Annotated in this window: 13 protein-coding genes; all 13 read left to right on the top strand. The window is 33.7% G+C overall.

The genetic code is table 11. The features are described from left to right. Positions 1-7: 7 nt before the first annotated feature. The 13 genes from ACNFU2_RS09550 to wecC all read left to right on the top strand — a co-directional run bounded on the left by ACNFU2_RS09550 (position 8) and on the right by wecC (position 17,584). On the top strand, positions 8-1,279 hold the full coding sequence (locus tag ACNFU2_RS09550; RefSeq protein WP_172280064.1) for an ABC transporter permease: 1,272 nt from the start codon (positions 8-10) through the stop codon (positions 1,277-1,279). Between the two features lie 31 nt (positions 1,280-1,310). Further along, a complete protein-coding gene (locus tag ACNFU2_RS09545) occupies positions 1,311-2,504 on the top strand; it encodes an efflux RND transporter periplasmic adaptor subunit (RefSeq protein WP_172280061.1) in 1,194 nt (397 codons plus the stop codon). Positions 2,505-2,659: 155 nt separating this feature from the next. Beyond that, positions 2,660-4,180 carry a glycosyltransferase family 39 protein gene (locus ACNFU2_RS09540; RefSeq protein ID WP_273649119.1) on the top strand — a complete coding sequence of 507 codons (1,521 nt, stop codon included), beginning with the start codon at positions 2,660-2,662 and terminating at the stop codon, positions 4,178-4,180. 74 nt (positions 4,181-4,254) lie between these two features. Next, positions 4,255-5,160 (top strand): NAD(P)/FAD-dependent oxidoreductase, encoded by a 906-nt coding sequence (locus tag ACNFU2_RS09535; RefSeq protein ID WP_172280057.1) that lies wholly within the window; start codon positions 4,255-4,257, stop codon positions 5,158-5,160. A 224-nt stretch (positions 5,161-5,384) separates the two neighbouring features. After that, entirely contained in the window at positions 5,385-6,650 is a 1,266-nt protein-coding gene (gene glyA / locus ACNFU2_RS09530) for a serine hydroxymethyltransferase (RefSeq protein WP_273649117.1), read from the top strand. Between the two features lie 59 nt (positions 6,651-6,709). Beyond that, complete coding sequence (locus tag ACNFU2_RS09525; RefSeq protein ID WP_273649115.1) at positions 6,710-7,171, top strand: regulatory protein RecX; 462 nt, start codon at positions 6,710-6,712, stop codon at positions 7,169-7,171. 437 nt (positions 7,172-7,608) lie between these two features. Then, entirely contained in the window at positions 7,609-9,558 is a 1,950-nt protein-coding gene (locus ACNFU2_RS09520; RefSeq protein WP_273649113.1) for a polysaccharide biosynthesis protein, read from the top strand. 72 nt (positions 9,559-9,630) lie between these two features. After that, entirely contained in the window at positions 9,631-10,437 is an 807-nt protein-coding gene (locus ACNFU2_RS09515) for a polysaccharide biosynthesis/export family protein (protein WP_273649111.1), read from the top strand. Positions 10,438-10,650: 213 nt separating this feature from the next. Continuing rightward, a complete protein-coding gene (locus ACNFU2_RS09510) occupies positions 10,651-11,358 on the top strand; it encodes a polysaccharide biosynthesis/export family protein (RefSeq protein ID WP_228456987.1) in 708 nt (235 codons plus the stop codon). A gap of 8 nt (positions 11,359-11,366) precedes the next feature. Continuing rightward, positions 11,367-13,703, top strand: a complete 2,337-nt coding sequence (locus tag ACNFU2_RS09505; protein WP_273649109.1) for a GumC family protein — start codon at positions 11,367-11,369, stop codon at positions 13,701-13,703. Positions 13,704-13,776: 73 nt separating this feature from the next. Beyond that, a complete protein-coding gene (locus tag ACNFU2_RS09500) occupies positions 13,777-15,105 on the top strand; it encodes a nucleotide sugar dehydrogenase (protein WP_273649107.1) in 1,329 nt (442 codons plus the stop codon). 133 nt (positions 15,106-15,238) lie between these two features. Next, positions 15,239-16,366, top strand: a complete 1,128-nt coding sequence (gene wecB, locus ACNFU2_RS09495; RefSeq protein ID WP_306613953.1) for a non-hydrolyzing UDP-N-acetylglucosamine 2-epimerase — start codon at positions 15,239-15,241, stop codon at positions 16,364-16,366. Positions 16,367-16,375: 9 nt separating this feature from the next. Continuing rightward, on the top strand, positions 16,376-17,584 hold the full coding sequence (wecC, locus tag ACNFU2_RS09490; RefSeq protein WP_273649104.1) for a UDP-N-acetyl-D-mannosamine dehydrogenase: 1,209 nt from the start codon (positions 16,376-16,378) through the stop codon (positions 17,582-17,584). Positions 17,585-17,589 lie beyond the last annotated feature (5 nt).

Genomic DNA, 17,589 nt, shown 5'->3' with positions numbered 1-17,589 from the left:
AACACCAATGAACATCTTATTTAAAAAGGATACCTGGCAGGAAATTTATTATTCACTGAGAAATAATAAACTTCGGACATTCCTTACCATGATCGGGGTGGGTTGGGGTATGTTTTTATACGTAAGTTTGCTGGGAGCAGCAAAAGGAATGGAGAATGGTTTCGATAAATTATTTTCAGGCTTTGCAACGAATTCTATTTTTCTATGGGCTCAGAAAACCTCTATTCCATACGAAGGTTTTCCAAAAGGGAGAGAGATGAAACTGCACTTGCCGGATATGGAAATGCTTAAAAGAAAAATTCCTGAAATAGATTACATTTCACCACAGAATGCTCGGGGAAGTTTTACAGGAACACCCGGAGAATCTATGTCAAGAAACGGGAAAAGTGCTACCTATTCTCTTACAGGGGATTATCCTGTGGGAAATAAAATTTCTGAAAAGAAACTTATTTTCGGACGCTATATAAACGATGCCGATTTATCAGGCAATAAAAATGTTGCCGTGATCGGAGAAGAGGTATATAAAAACTTTTTTAATTCCAAAAAGAAAGAAAATCCTATTGGTAAATCAATAAATATAAAAGGGCTTTTCTTTAATATTATCGGTGTTTTCAGAGTGAAAAAAGGAGGCGGTTTTGAAAATGACCGTACTGTTTTCATTCCTCTTTCTTCATACACGAAAATGTATAATGCGGGAGACAATATCGATATGTTTGCTATTGTCAGCAGGCCGGATGCCGATTTAAAGATTGTGGAAGAAAAAGTAAAACAGGTATTAAAGCTTAAAAATAAAGTTTCACCTGAAGATACAAATGCATTTGGAAGCTTCAACCTTGGAAAAGAATTTGGAAAATTAACCGGATTCTTAACCGGAATGCAGCTATTAACAATTATTGTAGGAACACTTACGATTCTTGCGGGAGTTATTGCGATCTCAAATATCTTACTGATTACGGTAAAAGAGAGAACAAAAGAAATAGGGATCCGAAGAGCATTAGGAGCCAAACCTTCAGAAGTAAGAAATCAGATTCTGCTGGAAAGTGTTGTAATTACACTATCCTCAGGGTTATTAGGATTCATGTTGGGAATATTTGTCCTGATGGTCCTTAATATGGCTACACAGAATCAGGATGCCTTTCCATTTTATAATCCTACGGTAAACTACGGAAATGTATTTGCTGCCATGGCGGTGATGGTAGTTTTAGGATTGATTATCGGAATGATTCCAGCTCAGAGAGCTGTTAAAATCAGACCTATTGAAGCGTTAAGAACTGAATAAAAACCATTTAAATAAAAAATAAACTAGATATATGAAAAAGAAATTCACTTGGAAAAAAGCCATTTATATACTGTTGGGGCTTTTATTTGCAGTGGCATTATTCTCGGGAATCGGTTATCTGATCAAATCCAATTCTAAAGAGAGTGAAGCGTTCCTTACGCGAAAACCAACGGTCCAGAATATGGATGATAAAGTCATGGCGACAGGGAAAATTATACCAAAAGAAGAAATCGAGATCAAGCCTAATATTGCAGGGATTATTGATAAAATTTTAGTTGATGAAGGGGATAAAGTAGTTGCGGGACAATTGGTTGCAACGGTTAGGATTATTCCAAATATCGCGGATGTAAACAATGCACAGCAGGAAGTTCAGAATGCGCAGCTTCAGATCAGCAATGCCAAGCTGAATGTAGATAACATGCAGAAACAATTTGATATGCAACAGAAATTGTATAGTCAGGGAGTTATTTCCAAGCAGGATTATTTAAACTCTCAACAACAATTGTATTCTCAGCAACAGACTCTTAAAAACGCAAACCAGCAATTCCAGACGGCTCAGAAGAGATTACAAATTGTGAAAACCGGAGCAACTCCTGAACTTCAGGGTTTTGCTACAACGCAAATACGTTCAAAAGCTGCAGGAACGGTACTTGATGTTCCTGTAAAAGTAGGAAGCCAGGTTATTGAAGCGAACTCTTTCAACGCGGGAACAACGATTTGCTCTATTGCCGATCTTAATTCACTGATCTTTCAGGGAGAGATTGATGAAGCTCAGGCGGGAAAACTGAAGCAGGGGATGCCAATGAATATTGTGATTGGTGCCTTGCAGAACAAAACTTTTCCGGGGAAATTAACAATGATTGCTCCTAAGGGAAAAGACAATCTGGGAACGATAAAATTTCCTGTAGAAGGCGATGTAACCAATCCTAATAATGAATACATCAGAGCTGGATTTTCAGCAAATGGAGAGATTGTATTGAATTCCCAAAAGAATGCATTATTGCTTGATGAATCTCTTATTCAATATGAGAAAAACAACGGTAAAGACAGATCTTTTGTTGAGGTAAAGCAACCTGATGGAAAATTCAAAAAAGTATATGTGAAATTAGGTGCCAGTGACGGGATCAATGTTCAAATTCTTTCAGGAATAGATAAAAATTCTGAAGTGAAAGTGTGGAACCCATCAGATAAGGACAAAGAGGAACTTAAAGAAAAGAAAAAATAATAAACTAATCAGATACATTTTATCTACAGTCCCGGGAATTTATTTCCGGGATTTTTTTGCTCCTGAAGGTTGTTGCCTATTCCGTTAAACAATGTTTGAAAATGTAATGAATAAGAAGCTTAAAATGTCTTAATTTTAATTTCAAACTTTGACCTATGAAGAAAAGCTATCTTATTCTTTTCGTTTTTATTATTGCAAAATTTATTCTTCAATATTTATTGATTAACCCCGAATACGAATTACACCGGGATGAGTTTCTTCATATTGATCAGGGAGATCATATTGCGTGGGGATATTTGTCCGTTCCACCAGTTAGTTCTTGGGTGGCATGGTTAATTAAAATATTAGGTAGATCAGTATTCTGGGTTAGATTTTTTCCGGCTTTATTTGGGGCGCTGACTATAGTTGTGGTGTGGAAGATCATTGAAGAGTTAAAAGGAGGATTGTTTGCTCAGATTTTGGCTTCTTTTGGGCTATTATTTTCTGTGCTTTTGCGATTAAATATGTTTTTTCAGCCTAACTCTTCGGAAGTGTTTTTATGGACTTTATTCTTTTATATTTTAATTAAATACATATATACAGAGAAAATAAAATGGCTTTATTCCGGTGGGATAATTTTTGGTTTGGGTATTTTAAATAAATATAATATTGCTTTTCTGGCATTGGGTTTTATCCCTGCACTTTTGTTAACAGGCCAAAGAAAGATCTTTGCAAACAAGCACACCTATTGGGCTGCACTTGTAACTTTAGTTATTATTTTTCCTAATCTCTTATGGCAGTATAATAATAACTTCCCTGTTATTCATCATATGAAGCAGCTTTCAGAGAATCAATTGGTCAATGTGAATAGATTTGACTTTTTTAAATCTCAATTACTATTCTTTATAGGAGTTACGTTTGTTATCATATTGGCTTTCTACGCCCTGTTATTTTACAAACCATTTGAAAAGTTCAGATTTTTCTTTTGGGGATATGTAATTGCAATATCTCTGTTTGTCTTTTTTAAAGCTAAAGATTATTATGCAATTGGTCTTTATCCTGTTTATATTGCCTTTGGGTCAGCTTATTTGGATCACATTTTAGAAAGCGGATGGAAAAGATTTCTTAAACCACTCTGTATACTTTTTCCCATACTATTATTTATTCCCATGTATCGTATTTTGTTTCCTAATAAGAGTCCTGAGTTTATTGTGAATAATCCGGAGCGTTATAAAAAATTTGGATTGTTGAGATGGGAGGATGGAAAGGATCACTCATTACCTCAGGATTTTGCAGATATGCAAGGGTGGAAAGAATTAGCACAAAAAGTAGATAAAGAATATTATAAATTATCAAAGATAGGAAAGACTTTAGTTTTATGTGATAATTATGGTCAAGCTGGAGCTATTAACTATTATTCAAAGATGGGAATAAAAGCTGTCTCATTTAATGCCGATTATATCAACTGGTTTGATCTTAAAGACAAATATTTTAACTTGATAAGAATAAAAGATAATGATAATGATGATGAGTTAAAAGAGACTGGTCCTTACTTTGAAATTTCAAGAAAAGCTGATTCTATTACCAATCCTTTTGCCAGAGAAAAAGGTACTCTTATTTTTAGTTTCAGTCGGGCAAAAATAGATGTTAGGCCGAAATTAAAAAATGAGATCGATGATAATAAAAGGGAATTTTGAAATAATTCATTATTGCAACTTTATTGCATTATTAAAAAATTATTTTATCTTTGTCTTAAATTTTATTTCAGACCATGGAAGTAAACCCTTATGATGTTATAATAATTGGAGGCAGTTATGCTGGTCTTTCAGCTGCAATGGCTTTAGGAAGATCTTTGAGAAATGTATTAATTATTGATGGAGGAAAACCTTGCAATGAGCAAACACCTTATTCTCATAATTTTCTGACACAAGATGGAAGGACTCCCCGGGAGATTAGTGATGAGGCTAAATCTCAGGTGAAAAAATATAGTTCTGTAAAGTTTTATGATGGTATTGCGAGTAAACTTCTGAAAATAGATAACGGATTTGAAGTCGAAACTCAGTCACTAGAAAGATTCAAATCTAAGAAATTGATTATTGCCACTGGAATTAATGATATAAAGCCACTTATTCCAGGATTCAAAGATTGTTGGGGGATTTCTGTTTTACACTGTCCGTATTGTCATGGGTACGAAGTGAAAAATGAGAAAACAGGAATTATGGGTAATGGCGATTTTGCCTATGAGTTTTCAAAAATGATTTCACATTGGACGAAAGACCTTACTCTGTTTACCAATGGAAAGGCAGAGCTCACAGAAGATCAGATCAGAAAGTTACAAGAAAAAAAAATTAATATCAATGAAAATGAAATTACGGAATTGAAGCATAGGAACGGGATCATTGAAAGTGTCGTCTTTAAAGACGGATCAAAAGTTTCTTTAAAAGCTGTCTATGCTAAAGTTCCTTTTGAGCAAAATATAAACGTTTCACAGGATTTAGGCATCGAAATAACTGAGTCAGGCCATATAAAAACAGATGCTTTTTATAAAACCAATGTGTATGGTGTTTATGCCTGTGGTGATAGCTCTTCAATGATGAGATCTGTAGCAAATGCTGTCGGATCTGGAAATACCGTTGGTGCTATGGTAAATAAGGAGCTTATTGAAGAAGAATTTTAATTAAATTTTAAGTGTTTTAAGTATTCCTTGCTGTATTAGTATAGCAGGGAATATTTTTTTATAAGAAGTGATGGGCACTTTTTCACTAAGATTTTAAGCTAGATAGGGATTGAGAAATAAATTGTGTTTTATATTATTTTATCCCAAAAATCATATTTTTATGAATAAAATCTTGTTGAAAATTCCGTACATTTGGGGTGAAAAATCTCAAAAACTAAAAGTAAATGGATATTATTTTCGACCTGATTGAAAAGGAAAAACAAAGACAAACTCATGGATTGGAGCTTATAGCATCGGAAAATTTTGTTTCTGATAATGTAATGAAGGCGATGGGGAGTGTATTAACAAATAAATACGCAGAAGGGTACCCTGGTAAAAGGTATTATGGTGGATGCGAAGTAGTAGATGAGGTCGAAACATTAGCAATAAACAGAGCAAAGGAGCTTTTTGGAGTTGACTATGTAAATGTTCAGCCTCACTCCGGATCTCAGGCTAATGCAGCTATTTACCTTGCCGTTTTGAAACCCGGAGATAAAATTATGGGAATGGATCTTTCCATGGGAGGACATCTGACTCATGGTTCAGCCGTTAATTTTTCAGGAATTCAGTATAATGTTGTTTCTTATGGCGTACAACAGGAAACAGGTTTGATTGATTACGATCAAATGAGAGAAGTTGCTTTGAGAGAAAGACCGAAAATGCTTATTGCCGGTTTTTCCGCTTACTCCAGAGACCTGGATTATGCAAAATTCAGAGAGGTGGCAGATGAAGTAGGTGCTACTCTGTGGGCTGACATTGCGCACCCGGCAGGTTTGGTTGCAAAGGGATTACTGAATTCCCCATTTGAACATTGCCACGTAGTGACTACAACTACTCATAAAACACTAAGAGGGCCAAGAGGAGGAATGATCATGATGGGTAAAGATTTCGAAAATACGTATGGTCATAAGACACCTAAAGGAGAGATCAAAATGATGAGTCAGGTTTTAGATGGTGCAGTATTTCCTGGAATTCAAGGAGGACCTCTTGAACATGTGATTGCTGGTAAAGCAATTGCTTTTGGAGAAGCTTTGGATACTCAGTTTGAGACTTATGCAAAACAAGTTAAATCTAATGCTCAGGCTTTAGCAAAAGCAATGATCAGTAGAGGATTTGATATTGTGAGCGGGGGAACAGATAATCACTTAATGCTTGTGGATCTTAGAAATAAAGGCGTTAATGGTAAAGAGACTGAAAAAGCATTAGTTCTGGCAGATATTACATGTAACAAAAATATGGTTCCTTTTGATGATAAATCGCCATTTACAACCTCTGGAATCAGACTAGGAACGGCAGCAATTACAACAAGAGGATTAAAAGAACAGGATATGGAAACTATTTCAGAGCTAATCTCCGAGGTTGTTGATAATATCAAGAATGAAGAAGTTATTGCATCTGTAAAAAAGAAAGTAAATGAATTAATGGAAGGGAAAGCTTTGTTTAATTACTAAATTTTACTTCAATTTAAATACTAAGAATGGGCACTTTGCTCATTCTTTTTTTATAATATATGGATAAGAAATCTTATACTTTTGAAGAAATCAAACAAAAGCTGGTTAACTATTGTGTTTATCAGGACCGATGTCATGCTGAAGTTGAACAAAAGATGAAAGAATTCATGCTGATCAACGAAGCTAAAGAGGAGATTCTTTTATATCTGATTCAGGAAAATTATCTGAATGAGGAGAGGTTTGTAAGAAGTTATATCAGGGGAAAGTTTTATATAAAGCACTGGGGGAGAAATAAGATTCGGATGAATTTAAAGCAAAAGCAAATTTCCGAAAAGCTTATTCAATCCTGCTTTAATGAAATAGATGAGGACGATTATTTTAAAACCCTTAAAAAGATGTTTGATGATCACTATTCCAAATCCAGTGAGCTGAAAGAGTACCAGAGAAAAACGAAAACAATCAGTTATTTAATAGGCAAGGGGTACGAATATGAAATAATCCTGCAGGTTCTTGAGAATTAATATATATGTAATTTACGTTCCGTTTATTTTCTGTTTAAAAAAAATAGCTTTGTTGAAATTTTAAGGATAATAAATTATAATAATTATACTGTGAATTTAGTATTGGTTTTTATAAGACTTTTATATGTAATATCTTACATTGTTTCCTTAAAAAAAAATTAAAATTTTAATAGAAATTAAAGTAAGTGGCACGAAAAATGCATGTGGTTTGCAATATTTATATTTTGAAATTTATATCTGAAAAACAATGAAAATATGATATAAATAGCGTAAAAAGTATGGAGATTGTATATAAATTTTTTTATAGACAATAATATGTGTTAGAAATAGTTTTTATTGGAAATAGATAAAGTAGAAAAAAGAAATTAAACAATTGCATTAAAATTATGAATAATATCTATTACCTTTGCCCCGCTAATAAAATCACCTAATGTTGAATGAAAAAGTTGCATGAAGCTTTTAATGCTCTTTACAATGGCGATAACATTGTGAAAATCACGAAATTGAGATATATACCGAGATGGTTGGTTATCATTATCGATATTTTAATTATCTTTTTTTCAATTTTGCTTTCACGTCTTTTCTTAAGGAATCTGGATGTAAAAGTTAATTTTCCGGAATATGTTGTTCAGAAAAGGATTTTAGTAATTGGGATTAATATCCTGTTTATGTATGTCTTCAAAACCTATGCAGGTATTATAAGACATTCTACTTTCTTTGATTTTTTCAAGATTATACTATCATCAGGAAGTACATTGGTCAGTCTTTTGATTATCAATTACATTTCACAGATGGCCATGGGTACATCACTTTTCCTGTATCCTAATCTGTTTTTGTATTTCCTTATTTCGGTATCCATCATGTTCTTTTTTAGGATGGTTACTAAGCAATTCTTTAATATGCTAATTGATATTAAAGGTGCTTCTTCTAAAGTAAGAATAGCAGTGGTAGGCGTTGGAGAGGCTTCTGTAGCATTGGCTCGCGCCATTATGCATAATCCTAACTATCCCTATCGTTTGCAGGGTTTTCTTACAGGAAGATCGGACTCAAACAGAGCTTTACTATTGGGCTACAAGATTTATAATAAAAATCAGTTTTTTAAAAGCGAAAAATTAATCAAGCAGTTTGATGCTGTATTGTTGATTAAGGAGATTATGACAAAGCAGGAAATCGAAGAGTGGATGACCTTAGCTTTGGACAGCGGTTTGAGAGTACTGAAAGCTCCGACACTTAGTAAAATGAGAGATAGTGATCTCGTTGGAGGAATCAGCCAGCTTCAGATTGAAGATTTATTGAATCGTAAACCTATAAAAATAGAGAGTGAAGACGTAAAAAAGAGACATTTTGATAAAAATGTTTTAGTTACAGGAGGTGCTGGTTCTATTGGAAGTGAAATTGTTAGGCAAGTTGCGCAGTTCAATCCTGCATTAATTGTAGTTCTTGATCAGGCAGAGTCCCCATTATATGAATTGGAATTAGAGCTTCTGGAAAAATTTCCTGAGCAACGGTTTAAATTTGTACTGGCGGATATTTCTAACAGTTACAGATTAGAAAAAGTGTTTGAAGACTATCAGTTCTCAATGGTATATCACGCCGCTGCATACAAGCACGTTCCGTTAATCGAAGAAAATCCGCATGAAGCTATTTTTGTAAATATCTTAGGGACAAAGAACGTTTCTTTATTATCAAAAAAGTATAAAGTAAACCGTTTTGTGATGGTTTCTACCGATAAGGCTGTTAACCCTACCAATGTTATGGGGGCGTCAAAAAGAGCAGCAGAATTGTTTGTTCAGTCTTTACAGAATTCACCGGGAAATACTACTAAGTTTATTACTACGCGTTTTGGGAATGTATTGGGATCAAACGGTTCGGTTATTCCTCACTTTAGAAAGCAAATAGAAAAGGGAGGTCCCGTTACGATTACTCACCCGGACATTATTCGTTATTTTATGACAATTCCTGAAGCATGTGAACTTGTACTTCAGGCAGGAACTATGGGTAATGGAGGAGAGATTTATGTATTTGATATGGGTGAACCTGTTAAGATTTTAGATCTTGCTAAAAGAATGATAAAACTATCTGGTTATACGCCAGATGTAGATATAAAAATTACCTTCATTGGTTTAAGACCGGGAGAGAAATTATATGAGGAACTTTTAAGTAATAATACTGTTACCATTCCTACACACCATGAAAAGATTTTGATCTCAAGAGATCCTATAATGGAATTCGATGAGGTGGATATGCTATGCAAGCAGATTATATTAGCTGCTGTTAAAAGAGATAAATTACAGGTAGTTAGAATTTTAAAAACTATTGTTCAGGAGTTTATAAGCAATAACTCCGAGTTTGAAATTTTGGATAAAGAACCATTAGTAGAAGAGTAATTGAGTGCAATGAAATCAATGAATAGTTTGTAAAAAAATAATTATCCTATTTTTGTGGAAAAATTATCAGGAATGAGTTTAAAGTATTTTATTTATGGTGCTGTAAGTTTAGCAATGTTTTCTTGTACAACGAGACAGGATATCAATTATATGAAAGATATTGATAGTATTACACTCGAAAATTCGATTAAAAATAGCAGAGTTGATTTTCAGCCTGGGGATCAATTAATTATTACAGTTTCAGCAAAAGATATGGATGTAGTAAAGCCTTTTAATCAGAATTATTCTTCAGCTAGTACAGTTGCTCAGTATACTTTGCCGAGTTCCAATAATCTTCCTCAACAGGTTCCTATGTCAGGACCGACTTATGTTATAGATACCAATGGTGATATTGTTTTTCCTCAGATTGGAAAAATAAGCACTAAAAACGAAAATATTGAAACATTAAGAACCAAGCTTACGGGATTAATTTCGGAGTACGTAAAAAGTCCTATTGTAGACATAAAACTGATTAATTTTAAAGTTTCTGTTCTTGGTGAGGTTGCTAAACCCGGAACTTATGTAATACCTGATGGAAATACAACTTTATTAGGTGCGATTGGTCTAGCAGGAGATTTAACTGCATATGGAGTAAGAAATAATATTTTAATTGTTCGAAATGTTGACGGACAGATCAGCAAAGAAAGAATAGATCTTACAAGTGCTAATTTTATAAATTCTCCTTACTACTATCTGAAACAAAATGATGTAGTATATGTTCAGCCAAATGCTAACAGGGAAAAAGCAGCTAGGGTAGATCCTAATACTGGACTTTACATTTCTGTTGCCTCTGTAATTGCTTCAATAACTGTGGGGATATTGGCATTGATTAAAAATTAATAAATAAAATTTTAGAATAGATTGTCACCAGCAGGTGAACATTAAATCACAAATTAGTAGAAAAAAATAGCTTGTACGGAATGTAATCAATAAATAAAATTAAAGTCAAGCGACAGTAGATTAAATAATATCATGAATAAAACTATTATTACTTACCTTATAATTTTGTCAGCGGTTTTGGCATCTTGCAAGCCTAAACAAAATATGGTATATATGGCACAGCATAATATGGAGGAGGAAGTGGCTAAAGCAAAATTTCAGGGGTTACATATACAAGAAAGTGATGTGCTTCTGATTCTCGTTTCTGCGCTTGATGAGATAGCAGTAAAACCATTTAACCTAAATACTGCAAATCGTGTTGGAAGTGAGTCTCCAAATGGTATAACTCAATATGTACAACCCAGTGAGTATATGGTAAATGAAGAAGGATATATTAATTTTCCTGTGTTAGGAAATGTTTATGCAAAAGGGATGACACAAATACAGTTAAAGCAGGAATTAGAGTCCCGTTTAAAAAGATATCTTACAGATCCTTTAGTTACCATTACTTTGAAAAATTTCAATGTTAGTGTTTTAGGTGAGGTTAAGCTTCCTGGCCAAAAAGAAAGTCCTACACAAAAGCTTAATATCTTTCAGGCATTAAGTCTTGCGGGAGATATGACAGATTTTGGAAATCGTACAAACGTAAAACTTATTCGTTCAGGAGACGATGGTTCGGATCAGGTTGTTAATTTAGACTTATCAAGATCGGATATAGTAAATTCACCTTACTACTACATGAAACAAAATGATGTTCTTTATGTAGAACCTGATCATAATAAGCAAATACAGGCAAACTCTAATCCAAATAGAGCTCTTACATTTCAAATTATTGCTTCAGCATTGGCAGCAGCAACCCTCGTTATTTCTTTAACCCGATAAACTAGAACATGCAGCATATAGAATTTCAGGAAAAAGAAGAAGTATTAGATATAAAGAAAATTATCGGGCAATATCTAAGAAAATGGCCCTGGTTTATTGGATCCATTTTAATGTTTATGATTGGAGCCTACATCTATCTAAGATATTCTATTCCTCAATATCAATCAAAAACTACTCTTAAATTTGATAAAAAGGAAACAGATCTTACTTCTGCACTTGCGGATTTGGATAATTTGGGGATAGGCTTAGGAAATGCTGATGAGATGAAAAGTGAAGTAGCTGTAGTTACATCCCGTCCAATACTTATGCAGGTTGTTAAAAACTTAAACCTAAGTGTTCAATACTTTAGTGCGGGAGAAATTAAGGATTCGGAATTATTTACACAGATACCGATTACAGGTAAAATACTTTCATTTAAAAATGAAAAGAAATTTAAATCTGCAGAATATAATGTTAGTGAAGTAGGTGATCATCAATTTACATTAATTGATGATAAGAAAGCTGAGTTTAAAGGAGAATTTGACAAACCTCTACATTTGAAGTTCGGAACAGTTATTCTACATAAAAATTCTGGAATTAAATTTCGTTCAAAATATATAATAGTATTTTGGAATCCGATTGAGAGAGTTAAAAAATTAGAGGAAAAGATTAAAGTAGATCTACCGGATCAAAAAGCATTGTTGATGGATATCAGTTTGATAGGTGGAGTTCCGGAAAAATCAGAAGCTATTCTAAATGAAGTCACAAAGCAATATAATTTGGATGGTCTGAGAGATAAAAATTTACAGGCAAAAAATACACAAGAATTTATTGATAAAAGGTTAGAGGTTATTACCCGTGATCTATCTGGAGTAGAAAATCAAAAGGAGGATTTCCAGAATCGCAATCGTATCGTTGATCTTGAAATCCAGGCACAATTGGCACTTCAAAATACAAACGATAATACCAAAGCGCTTTTACAGCAACAAGCGCAGCTGGAGCTTTTGAACTCTTTAGCGCAAGAAGCTGCAAAAGGTGGAAACCAGCTCATGCCTTCCAATCTTGGACTCAATCTTTCACTGGAACAAGCTATTTCTCAATATAATACACTTCTTATTACCAGAAATAAAACACTAAAGCAGGCGACTAATGAAAACCCTGCTGTAGTGGAAATGAATAAAGAAATAGCTTCATTAAAAGAGATTGTTCGTGAGAATATTCGCCAGCAAAAGGAGACTGTGCAGGCAACTATATCACAATTTAATAATCAGATTGCAACAAGTAACGGACTTATTGAGAAGGTACCTGGACAATCAAAAGTGTATCGTGGAATAGAGCGTCAGCAGAATCTTAAGGAGCAACTATTTTTATTTTTATTACAGAAGAGAGAAGAAAATGCAATCAACTTATCTGTAAATGTTCCAAAAGCAAAAATTGTAAATCCCGCATTTACCGATGATATTCCCATATCACCTAAAAAGAGTATTGTTTTTCTGGGAGCTCTGTTCCTTGGAATACTGCTTCCCTTTGCCATATTTTATTTGTTCTTTATGTGGGATGATAAAATCTATAATCGTGACGATATTAAGGAGCGTTCTTCTTTAGGTATTTTAGCAGATATACCAACATTAAATGATAAAGAAAATCATTTAGTGCAAAAAAATGATTTTTCTGAATTAGCAGAATCTTTCAGAGTATTGGTTTCCAATCTTAAATTTGTGCTACCTGTTAAGGAATCAGCTAAAATTATTATGGTTACATCATCTGTTAAGGGAGAGGGAAAAACTTTAGTATCAGTTAATTTAGCACTTACATTAGGAAATAAAAATGGGCGGGCTCTACTTATTGGTTCTGATATCAGAAATCCGCAGATTCAGCGTTATGATAGTGAACCAGTGAAAAGAAAGGGGCTTACAGAATATCTATACGATGAATCAACTAATGTCCAAGATCTTATTCATACTTCAGATACCAATCCAAATTGTGATGTAATCTATGCTGGAAGTATTCCTCCTAATCCTCAGGAACTTCTTTCTAATGGTAGATACCAAAAACTTATCCACCAAATGGAATCACAATATGCATATATTATTATCGACTCTGCACCCCTTGTACTAGTATCGGATACTCTTAATATTGCAGATGTTGCGGATACAACTCTTTACGTGGTAAGGTCTGGGGTGTCAAGAAATGTATTAATAGATTTTACAAATGATTTAGTTAAAGATTCTAAACTTTCTAATGTATCCTTTGTTATTAATGATGTATCCAAAAGTGCTGGAGGTTATGGATATAATTATGGTTATGGATATGGATATACTAAAGATAAAAAGGAAAGCTGGTGGCAAAGATTATTTAAAAAATAATTTTGTTACTAAGCTATGGGATTAACAAGAGATATTATAATATTAGGAGTGACTTTTAGAAGGTACAATATTGATGGATACACAGATTAGAATTAGTATAATTGGTTTAGGATATGTTGGGTTACCATTAGCACGTTTATTTGCTACGAAATATCCAGTTGTTGGTTTTGATATTAACCAGAAAAGAATCGAAGAGTTAAATCACGGCACAGATCATACATTAGAAGTAGATAACAATATACTACAATCTGTCTTATCTAAAACAAACCCTTTTAAAGAGGCTTCAAACTCTAACATCTCACAAAAAGGATTGTATTGTTCATCAGAAGTAGATGATATTAAAGAAGCAAACATTTATATTGTCACAGTACCTACACCTGTTGATAAACATAACAGACCCGATTTAACACCATTATATAAAGCCTCAGAAACGGTAGCAAAAGTTCTGAAGAAAGGTGACATTGTTATTTACGAATCCACAGTATACCCCGGAGTCACAGAAGAAGAGTGTGTTCCAGTGTTAGAAAAAGTATCTGGTTTAAAATTTAATGAAGATTTTTTTGCAGGATACTCACCAGAACGTATAAACCCTGGAGATAAAAATCATACTGTAGAAAATATCTTGAAAGTAACATCAGGTTCTACAAAAGAAGTTGCAATTATTGTAGATGACTTATATAAGTCAATCATTAATGCTGGAACACATTTGGCTCCATCCATTAAGGTTGCAGAAGCATCTAAAGTTATTGAAAACTCCCAAAGGGATATTAATATTGCTTTTATAAATGAATTAGCTAAGGTTTTTTCGCTTATGAACATTGATACTAATGATGTTTTAGAGGCAGCTGGAACTAAATGGAATTTTTTACCCTTTAAGCCTGGTTTGGTTGGGGGGCATTGTATAGGGGTAGATCCTTTTTATCTAGCACAAAAAGCTCAGGAAATAGGATATTATTCAGAATTAATACTGGCAGCAAGAAGACTAAATGATTCTATGGGGGCATTTGTAGCCTCTCAGGTTATTAAGTTGATGATTAAAAGAGATATTAAAATAAAGGGTGCAAGAGTTTTAAACCTGGGTATCACTTTTAAGGAAAATTGTCCGGACATCCGTAATTCTAAAGTTATTGACGTTATTCAGGGATTAGAAGAATATGGTGTAGAAGTCACAACTTATGATCCTTGGGCAAAAAATGAGGAGGTCAAAGAGGAGTATGGATTTGAAATCATTAAAGATATTGAACAAATTAATGGTAGAATAAGCTCTCAAAAGTTTGACGCCATAGTACTTACTGTATCTCATAAGGAATTTTTAGACGTTGATTTATCAAAACTTTTAAAGGAAGAGGGAGTCATTTATGATGTTAAAGGCTTTTTAAGTCATTACGATTCTAGACTATAACCCTAAAAAATAAAATTATATTACTGTGCGGTAGATTAGCAAAATTAAAAATCGCACGTGTTTTTTGATGATTGTAACTTTAATATTAAGAGTTCATCATAGATTTATTAAAAAAAGAATGGGAAATTAACTTATGAAAATTAAAAATCTTATCATTTTTGGGACACGTCCTGAAGCTATAAAAATGGCTCCGTTGGTAAAAGAGTTTAAAAAGAATGCTGATTTTGAAACCAAGGTTTGTGTGACTGCACAACATCGAGAAATGCTTGATCAGGTTCTGTCATTCTTTGATATCAAACCTGACTATGATTTAAATTTGATGAAACCTAATCAAAATTTATATTCATTAACAGCAGATATTATTACAGAAATGAAATCTGTTTTGGACGATTTTCAACCTGACTTTATTTATGTTCACGGTGATACTACAACCACTATGGCCGCAAGTATAGCTGGATTTTATTCCGGTGCAAAAGTTTGTCACGTAGAAGCTGGTTTAAGAACTCATAACAAACGATCTCCATTTCCAGAAGAAATAAACCGCCAGGTTACAGGACGTATTGCTGATTATCACTTTGCACCTACTGAGCAGTCAAAAAGCAATCTGATTTCGGAAAGTGTAGCTGAGAAAGATATCCTAGTAACCGGGAACACTGTAATTGATGCATTATTGGATAGCTCAGAAAGAGTTACGAAAATAGAAAACGATGAGATTGAATCTCTAAAAAATATTGTAGATACTAACAAAAGATTAATATTAGTAACCGGACACAGAAGAGAAAATCACGGACAAGGTTTTATTAATATTTGTGAAGCATTAAAGGAAATAGCGGTAGTAAATTCTGATGTTCAGATTATTTATCCTGTACATTTAAATCCAAACGTTAAAGGGCCTGTTTATGAAATTTTATCAGGAATAGATAATATTAAGTTAATTGATCCTTTAGCATACCCGGCTTTTGTTTGGTTAATGACACAATCATATATGATTATTACAGATTCTGGTGGCGTACAAGAAGAAGCTCCGAGCTTAGGAAAACCAGTATTAGTAATGCGTGATACAACTGAACGTCCTGAAGCTGTAGATGCTGGGACGGTAATTCTAGTAGGAACTGATAAAAACAAAATTGTTTCTGAAGCACAAAATTTACTGACAGATACCCAACGGTATCAAATGATGAGTGCCTTGCATAATCCTTATGGTGATGGAAAGGCATGTCAACGTATTGTCCAATTCATTAAACAAAATAGTAATATTTAAAATAAAAGTATGCAACCAAAAGTAGTAACGATAGGTTTAGGATATATCGGATTGCCAACATCCGCTTTAATTGCTAATAATAACATACCAGTACATGGAGTAGATATTTCTCAACATGTAGTGGATACCATTAATGCTGGTAAAATTCATATTGTAGAGCCGGATTTAGATGAAGCTGTGGCAGATGCAGTTAAAAATGGCTATTTAAAGGCGGACACAAAACCAGTGATTGCTGATACTTATTTGGTTGTCGTTCCAACACCATTTAAAGGAAATCATGAACCTGATATTTCATATGTAAAAGCAGCCACAAAGGTGTTGATCCCTCTATTAAAAGAGGGAGACTTGTATATTATTGAATCTACATCCCCTATTGGGACTACCGAAAAAATGATGGAATACATTTTTTCAGAGCGTCCGGAATTGGAAAATAAAATTTATTTGGCTTATTGTCCAGAAAGAGTACTTCCTGGGAACGTAATGTATGAACTGGTTCATAATGATCGTGTAATTGGAGGTGTAAATAAAGAATCTACCGAAAAAGCACTTGAATTTTACCGTCAATTTGTTAAGGGAGACCTTCATCCGACAAATGCTAGAACTGCAGAAATGTGTAAGTTAACTGAAAACTCCTCTCGAGATGTTCAGATTGCATTTGCTAATGAATTATCATTGATTTGTGATAAAGCAGGTATTAACGTATGGGAACTAATTCAATTGGCGAACAAACATCCACGTGTAAACATATTACAACCAGGTTGCGGAGTAGGAGGACATTGTATAGCTGTTGATCCGTACTTTATTGTTGCTGATTTCCCTATGGAATCTCGTATCATCGCGCAAGCCCGTGCAACTAATAATTATAAATCATTCTGGTGTGCTGAAAAAATTAAGACAGCACGTTTAGAATTCGAATTAAAACAAGGGCGTCAACCTTCTATAGCTATTATGGGACTTGCTTTTAAACCCAATATTGATGACTTGAGAGAATCTCCAGCTATTCATATTGCAGAAAGGGTATTACAAGATTCAGGAGATGCTGACTTGTTTATTGTTGAACCTAATGTACAAGAACACAAGATTTTTAAATTAACAGATTACAAAGATGCAGTAAAGAAGGCGGATATCATTGTTTTCCTTGTTGCTCATAATGAATTTAAGAAGTTGGAAATTGCTGACGATAAAATCGTTATAGATTTTTGTGGCGTTAAATTATAATCATT

The organism is Chryseobacterium sp. PTM-20240506, from assembly GCF_048296755.1.
Lineage (GTDB): Bacteria > Bacteroidota > Bacteroidia > Flavobacteriales > Weeksellaceae > Chryseobacterium > Chryseobacterium proteolyticum.
The sequence above is the reverse complement of the archived record's forward strand: the minus strand, read 5'-3'. Positions and strand labels throughout refer to the sequence as shown.